9 protein-coding genes are annotated in these 7298 nt (G+C 65.9%); 3 read left to right on the forward strand and 6 right to left on the reverse strand.

Annotated features, from left to right (window positions below; all coding sequences use genetic code 11):
* From VGB60_RS03170 to VGB60_RS03195, 6 genes are all read right to left on the reverse strand, one after another.
* A partial coding sequence (locus tag VGB60_RS03170) for a hypothetical protein (protein WP_331036830.1) occupies positions 1-201 on the reverse strand: 201 nt, incomplete at its 3' end.
* Positions 202-511: 310 nt separating this feature from the next.
* Positions 512-1096, reverse strand: a complete 585-nt coding sequence (gene rplI / locus VGB60_RS03175; RefSeq protein WP_331036831.1) for a 50S ribosomal protein L9 — start codon at positions 1094-1096, stop codon at positions 512-514.
* Between the two features lies 1 nt (position 1097).
* Positions 1098-1373 carry a 30S ribosomal protein S18 gene (gene rpsR / locus VGB60_RS03180; RefSeq protein ID WP_331036832.1) on the reverse strand — a complete coding sequence of 92 codons (276 nt, stop codon included), beginning with the start codon at positions 1371-1373 and terminating at the stop codon, positions 1098-1100.
* Between the two features lie 12 nt (positions 1374-1385).
* The gene (gene rpsF / locus VGB60_RS03185; protein WP_331036833.1) at positions 1386-1772 is read right to left on the reverse strand and encodes a 30S ribosomal protein S6; all 387 of its coding nucleotides are present in this window, start codon (positions 1770-1772) and stop codon (positions 1386-1388) included.
* Between the two features lie 174 nt (positions 1773-1946).
* Entirely contained in the window at positions 1947-4028 is a 2082-nt protein-coding gene (locus VGB60_RS03190; protein WP_331036834.1) for a hypothetical protein, read from the reverse strand.
* A 96-nt stretch (positions 4029-4124) separates the two neighbouring features.
* Positions 4125-5543, reverse strand: a complete 1419-nt coding sequence (locus VGB60_RS03195) for a D-alanyl-D-alanine carboxypeptidase (protein WP_331036835.1) — start codon at positions 5541-5543, stop codon at positions 4125-4127.
* Positions 5544-5824: 281 nt separating this feature from the next.
* Here VGB60_RS03195 and VGB60_RS03200 point away from each other — a divergent pair, with 281 nt between their 5' ends.
* From VGB60_RS03200 to VGB60_RS03210, 3 genes are all read left to right on the forward strand, one after another.
* Positions 5825-6328: a TIGR01841 family phasin gene (locus VGB60_RS03200; protein ID WP_331036836.1), complete on the forward strand. Its 504-nt coding sequence runs from the start codon at positions 5825-5827 to the stop codon at positions 6326-6328.
* A gap of 179 nt (positions 6329-6507) precedes the next feature.
* Positions 6508-6843 carry an ATP-dependent Clp protease adapter ClpS gene (gene clpS / locus VGB60_RS03205; RefSeq protein ID WP_055832546.1) on the forward strand — a complete coding sequence of 112 codons (336 nt, stop codon included), beginning with the start codon at positions 6508-6510 and terminating at the stop codon, positions 6841-6843.
* A gap of 12 nt (positions 6844-6855) precedes the next feature.
* Positions 6856-7298: Clp protease N-terminal domain-containing protein (locus VGB60_RS03210; protein ID WP_331036837.1), on the forward strand; the 443-nt coding region annotated here is incomplete at its 3' end.

The following is a 7298-nucleotide window of genomic DNA, read 5'->3' on the forward strand; positions in this document are numbered from 1 at the left end:
CAGGGTCTCGCCGCTGATGACATCGACGGGCGCGATGGTGTCCAGACGCGAGCGGCCGACGGCGCGCGTACCGGTGATGACGATTTCGTCGACGACATCGTCCTGCGGCGCCGTTTGCGCCTGGGCCGCGAGTGGGGTGGCGAGCAGGGTCGCGGCGGATGCGAAGCCCAGAAGGACCGAACGAGAAAGTCTGACGTGCATAACGAGCCTGCAAGTTGTGGCCTACGCAAGACGCGCGGCGCGAGAGAAGGTCGAAGTCTGACGTTGACGGCCAAACAGTTGTCGACCGATCGCCTTGCGCAAGATTGTTGCGCGAACCGACGCGGACGCCTCATGTCATGCAAGCTGGGTGCGTCCGGACAAGTGGTCAAGCTGAGTTAATGCAAGGCTTTAAGCTCGTTGCATTTTTGACATACTTTCTGCGAGCAGTTCGCGACGCGCAGCAAAAAGGGCGTGCCCGGAGGACACGCCCTTTAGGATATCTATCGGTTCGACGAACCGATCTTCAGGATCAGGCCTCGGAGCCGAGACCGTCCTGTTGACCGGCGCCGCCTTCGACCATGTCGCGTGCCTGTTCGGCGGCCGCGTTACGGTCTTCGTCGTAGGCCGACTTGATCACGTCCTCGCCCTTGGCCTGACGTTCGGCCTCGTCGGCCGAGCGCGCCACGTTGATCTTGACGGTGGCCTGGACTTCGGCGTGCAGGCGGACCAGCACCTCGTGGACGCCCAGCGTCTTGATCGGCGTGTTGAGCACGACCTGCGAACGCTCGATCTTGCCGCCTTCAGCCTGAACGGCCTCGGCGACGTCGCGACCGGCGACCGATCCGTACAGCTGACCGGTTTCACCGGCCTGACGGATCATGACGTAGGTCTGACCGTCGATCTTGTCGGCGATCTTCTGCGACTCGGACTTGTTCTTCTCGTTGCGGGCCTCGATGGCGGCGCGGTCGAGTTCGAAGGCCTTCAGGTTCGCCGACGTGGCCCGACGGGCCTTGTCGCGCGGCAGAAGGAAGTTGCGGGCGAAGCCGTCCTTGACGGACACGACGTCGCCGATGGCGCCGAGATTCTCGACGCGCTCAAGCAGAACGACCTTCATCTTACTTCACCACGTAGGGCAGGAGGGCCAGATAGCGGGCGCGCTTGATGGCCTTGGCCAGCTCGCGTTGCTTGATCTGGGAAACGGCCGTGATGCGCGAAGGAACGATCTTGCCGCGCTCGCTGATGTAGCGCTGCAGAAGTTTGACGTCCTTGTAGTCGATCTTCGGCGCGTTCGGGCCGGAGAACGGGCACACCTTGCGGCGGCGGTAGAACGGACGGCGGGCTCCGCCGGAGCCGGCCGGAGCGCCCGGGGACGGGGCAGTCGTATCGGTCATGTTCCGGGTTCCTTAGAAAGTGGCTTCGGCGGCGTCGTCGCGCGGCGTGCGCTCACGCTCACGTTCACGCTCGCGTTCGCGGCGGGCCAGCAGGGGCGACAGTTCCAGGTCGAGTTCCTCGACGCGGACGGTCAGCCAGCGCAGCACGTCCTCGTTGATCGACAGCTGACGTTCCACTTCGGCCATGGCGGCGGGCGGGCAGTCGACGGCGAGCAGCGAATAGTGCGCCTTGCGGTTCTTTTTGACCCGATAGGTCAGGTTGCGCAGACCCCAGTACTCGATCTTGGCGACGGTGCCGCCGCCTTGGGTGATCAGGTCCTTGATGGTGTCGTTCAGCGCTTCGGCCTGTTGCGCGCTGATATCCTGGCGCGACATGACCGTGTGCTCGTAAAGAGCCATGCGGTAGTCTCCCTTGGTGGGCGTCGGCGCAAGGCGACCGGGTAAGTCGCGCTCACGATGGATCCCGATGCGGCGGCCGGGATGACTTCCCGAACCCTTTGGAGTTCCGCAGCCGGGACCGAAGCCCTGGAAAGGCGGGGCGTATAGGGGAAATGCTTCTGCTGAGCAAGGCCGTCAGAAGCTACGTCGCACGCTCGCGTAGACCTGGCTTGGGCTGAAGCTTTGGTTCACCTCGGTGTAGACCGGCGCGCCCTGTCCCCGCGGCGCGTCGAAAAGGGTGAACTCGTTCTCGCTTTCGGACGATACGAAGACACCGCCAGTGATGCTCCACTTCGGGTCAGGCCGATAGGTCAGGCTGAACTGGCCCGTTGGATCGGAGCGGAACCGCGACAGGGTGCTCGGCGCATAGTTGCGGCTGTCCTGACCGCTGTTGAGGCTCAGGTTCCAGCTGATCCGTTGCGCCGGCAGGTTGCGGCTCAGGCCGAGCGACCAGCTCAGGTCCTGTTCGCCCGAGAGCCGGCGATCCACCAAGGTGACGGGGTCGATGGTGCTGGACCGCCGGTAGGACACCTGTCCCGTCAACAGACCACCCTCCAGACCCCAGTCGTCGAGCGGCAGCCGTCCCGAAAGGGTGCCGCGGTGGCGGGTTGCGCCACCGACGTTCCGGGTGACGTTGAAGGGCCGCGGCGTCGTGCCGCCGGGCGGGATCTCGTGGACCACGACAACGCCCAGCACGTCGTCGAGCGACTCATAAGCGTATTCCGCGATGAACGACCCTTGGCGGCCGAACAGCCGTTCGTAGCGCGCGCTGGTCAGCCATATCTGGGCCGGGCGAATGTCAGGATTCCCGCGGCCGAAAATCCCGGTCGAGAAGGCCGCGGAGGCGGTGAAGGCGCCGAAGGAGAGCTGCTCGACCGACTTCTCCGCCTTGAACGTCAGGGTGTTGCGCGGTGCGATCGCCCAGGTCGCCGTCAGTCGCGGCTTCAGATAGTCCAGCGTCGTCTCGGCGTCTCCGGCGCTTCCGGCGGCGGTGATGCGCGACAGCTCGTACCTCAGGTTGGCCTCGACGCTGAGGTTCGGGCGCGCGGCCCAGACCGCGGTGACGAAGCTCTCGTTGCGCAACTCCTCGACCCGGGTGTCGTCGCCGGGAAGCAGAAGGGGGCTGCCGTCGAACGTGTAGGCCGTCTCAGTGTCCACCCAATTCAGGGCGACCTCGGAGCCCGCCTCCAGGTCGATCTCCCCCAGCCCCGTCGTCAGCGGCGCGAACTTGAGGGCGCCCGACACGATGCTCTCGCCCGACAACTGGTTGCTGAGCGTGCGGCTCGAGAAGAATGGGGTGTCATACAGGCTGTCGTTGTCGTTGTCGGTGATCGACTGGAAACCGACCAGCTCCAGGTTCATGCCGGCCGGGAGGCTGCGGCTCCAGCGCAGGCCGGCCTCGCCCCGCCAGCGCACCGAGTCGGAGTCGCTGAACTCCTGGCCGCCCGGCCTGAGCAGGATGTCGGCTCCCTGATAGAGAGAGCCGCTGTAGTTGATCAGGGCGTTCGCCCGAACGCGGCCCCCCGCGAGCGGTCCTTCGTAGACCCCGGTCGCCTCGCCGTTGGCGTACTCGAAGCCCCCGTCGTCGATGGCGATCAGCGACACCCGGCCGTCCGGCAGGTATCTCTGCCGGACGTTCTTGATCTCCTGACTGCCGCTGGAATAGCGGAACGAGCCGTCTACGGAGCGTCCGTCGCGCTGGCGCTGGGCCTGAAGCGTGATGCTCGGCTGAAAAACGCCCTGATCCGTCAGCGTCAGGCCGCTTGTCACCGCTCCCGAAATTCCCGCGTCGGGCTTGCGGATCACGTTGGCGACCACCGACTTGCCTTGCATGTCGATCCCGCCCGCGCCCGCTCGGACAACGTCGATCCGCAGCACCTGGGAGGCGGGTATGCGCGACAGGACTGTTGAAAGGGCGTCGCTGCGCGTCGGAGGCCTCTCACCGTCGATCAGGACATTGCCCGCGGTGCCGGCGAAGCCGCGTGCAGTCGTGCCACCGTCGAACTGGAAACCCGGAATCCGGCCGATCATATCGAGCGCGGTCACTGGTCGGAATTCTGCGAAGAAGGCCGGCAGGTAAGGCGTGATGTTGGGATCGGCCGCGGCGGCTGGTGGCGAAGCCGGCGTCTGGGCTTGGACTTCCGAAGCGGCGGCGAAGATCGACGCCGCGATGACGACGCCGCTTATGACGCGGCCGTACCGGTCCAAACCCACCATTTCCGCGACCCCTACCCTCAACCGCAACCTTGAAGGGCATTGTGTCGAAGGTGGGTCGCGAACCTGTAGACTTGGTAATCAAGCAAAGGCGCAGGCCTAACTCTGCGGCCGGATGACCATGCAGGTGACGCGGCGCTCGGACAGGGCCGAGCAGGCGGCCTGGGCGGCCTGCTCGGTCATGCCGGTGAAGCGAGAGCGGTACCAGCCCTCCGCGTTCTGGACCGTGCGTTCGGCGGCGTTGAACTGGCCACGGAAGCGGCGCTGAACCTCGGCCAGCCAGTCGCGGGCCACGGCTTCCTCGCGGAACGCACCGACCTGAACGGCCCAACCGCCGGCGGCGCGCGCCGGCTCCCGGGCGGGCGCGCGGGGCGCGGTGCGGGGCGCGCGAGGAGCAGGAGGCGGAGAAGCCGCGCCGTTGAGCGAGGCGGTCAGGTCGGCCGGCCGCAGCTCGGCGCGCTGGACCTGGGCGACCGGCCGGACTTCGGACGGCGCAGGGGTGACAGTGGTCGGGATCGGCTGGGCCGCAACGACGGCGGTGTAGGCCACGGCGCCGTCGTCATCTTCCACTTCCGTCGCAGCCGAGGCGTACTGGATGGGCTCCTCGGTCTCGCGCCCCACTCCGAAGCCGCGCTGTTCGAAGAAAGCCTGGGCGTACTGGATCGACTGGCCTCGAGCCCGGGCGCGTTCCAGCTCGAAGCCGGTGTCCATCAGTTCGGCGACATGGCTGTTGCGGCTGGCGGTCGTGCGGCCCCCCAGCACGATGGTGATGAGACGCCGGCCGTCCCGCACCGAGGAGGCGGCCAGATTGAAGCCCGAGGCGTTGGTGTAGCCGGTCTTTAGCCCGTCATACCCCTGGCCGCCGCGCAGCAGCCCGTTGGTATTGCGATAGTCACGGCCTTGATAGGCCCAGTCGTGCAGGCCGAAATAGCGGTAGTACTGCGGATAGTCGCGCATCACCGCCCGCGACAGCACGGCCAGGTCGCGGGCCGTCGTCACCTGCCGGCTGTCGGGCAGGCCGTTGGCGTTGTAGTAGCGCGTGTTGCTCATCCCCAGCTCGCGCGCCTTTTCCGTCATCCGGGCGGCGAAGCGGGATTCCGAGCCGCCGATGTGTTCGGCGATGGCGACGGCCATGTCGTTGGCGCTGCGTACGGCGGTCGCGCGCATGGCGTCGTCGAGGGTGATTGTCTGACCGGCGCCCAGCCCCAGTTTGGACGGCGGCTGGCTGGCCGCGTGGCGGGACACGGTGATCACGTCATCGGGCCGCGCCTTACCCTCGGCCAAGGCCTCAAACGTCAGATACAGGGTCATAACCTTGGTGATCGAGGCGGGGAAACGCTGGCTGTCGGCATAGCGCGAGAACAGCACCTCGCCGGATTCCGCATCGACCACGATGGCGGCGTAGCGGGCGTTATCGGATGTCTGGGCGACAAGCGGCGCCGTCGTCGGCGTGGCGGCCATGGCGGCCACCAGCATCAGAGACAGCAGTCCACGACGGATCAGGGCGAAGATCGACAAGAGCAGGCCTCACTAGACTTTGGGCGCGACGGCGGCCCCACCACGCGACGCTGAAACAATGGCTAACATGCGTCATCCGGGTTTCGTGACGGTAAACAAGCCGTCAACGGGTTCGTGAAGTCGGCCGTCCACAAGCCTTTCGCCGGAGGGAAATGGTGCACTGCACAATAGTCCCTTGACCTTTCTTCGCACTTGCACCATATGAGCTCCCGTCGCGGAAGGTTCGCCTGCCGCGGAAACATTCCATGCGGCCCCGCCGCGACTGGTTCAGGAGAAGCACCATGGCCGACAGCGCCGAAACCGCCAAGAAGACCGTCGAAACCGCCGCCAACACCGTCAAGGCTTCGGCCGAGAAGGCCCAGGCCACGTTCCAGGCCAACGCCGAGCAGGCCCAGGCCGCCGGCGCGCGCGCCTTCCGCGAAGTCGCCGACAAGTCGACCGCCGGCCTCGCCGAACTGAATGTCCAGGGCAAGCAGAACCTCGAAGCGCTGGTCGCCTCGGCCGCCGCCGCCCAGAAGGGCGTCGAGGCCCTGTCGGCCCAGAGCGTCGCCTTCACCAAGAAGTCGTGGGAAGACGGCGTCGCCGCCGCCCAGTCGATGTCGCAGGCCCGTTCGATCCAGGAGCTGCTCGAGCTGCAGACGACCTGGGCGAAGACCGCCACCGAAACCTACCTGGCTGAAGTCACCCGCGCGACGGAAGTCATGACCGCTTCGGTCAAGGACAGCTTCAAGCCGATCAACGAGCGCGTCACCGCGTCGGTCGAAAAGTTCCAGGCCGCCCGCTAAGGCGCCTGAACCCTCAGTAGCGTAGTTGAAGGCCCCCCGCGGAAACGCCGGGGGCCTTTTTCATTGTGGCTCGAGCCCATGCGACTCCGCGCCTCACGCAAACCTGTGACTGGACGCATCTTCAAATCAGGCCATCATTCCCTATCTGATTGATCACTCCCCCCGAAACCGGACTACGAATGCCGCCGTCACGCAGGCCAGGTGAACAGAACGATGGAGGCCTCGGCGCCGCCACCGTCACCGAGACCAAGCCGAAACTTCAGAAGCCCTCGCTCTACCGGGTGCTGATCCTGAACGACGACTACACGCCGATGGAATTCGTCGTCTATGTGCTGGAGCGGTTCTTTCAGAAGGACCGCGAGGCCGCGACTCGCATCATGCTGCATGTGCATCAGCATGGGGTCGGGGTCTGCGGCGTCTTCACCTACGAGGTGGCCGAAACAAAGGTCGCACAGGTGATCGAGACCGCCCGCCGTCACCAGCATCCCCTGCAATGCACGATGGAAAAAGACTGAGAGGATCAGATCATGCCCTCCTTCTCCCGTCCTCTCGAAGAGACCCTGCACCGCGCGGTGCACTACGCCAACGAGCGTCGGCACGAGTACGCCACGCTCGAGCACCTGCTGCTGGCGCTGATCGACGACCCTGACGCGGCCAATGTGATGACCGCCTGCAACGTCGATCTGTCGAACCTGAAGACCGCACTGACCCTGTACGTCGACACCGACCTGGCCGCCCTGGCGACCAGCGACGGCGAGGACGCCAAGCCGACCGCGGGTTTCCAGCGCGTGATCCAGCGCGCGGTGATCCACGTCCAGAGCTCGGGCCGCGAAGAGGTCACCGGCGCCAATGTGCTGGTCGCCATCTTCAGCGAGCGCGAAAGCCACGCCGCCTACTTCCTGCAGGAGCAGGACATGACCCGCTATGACGCGGTCAACTACATCGCTCACGGCATCGCCAAGAAGGCCGG

Origin of the sequence: Brevundimonas sp. (assembly GCF_036399195.1) — a bacterium.
GTDB lineage: Bacteria > Pseudomonadota > Alphaproteobacteria > Caulobacterales > Caulobacteraceae > Brevundimonas.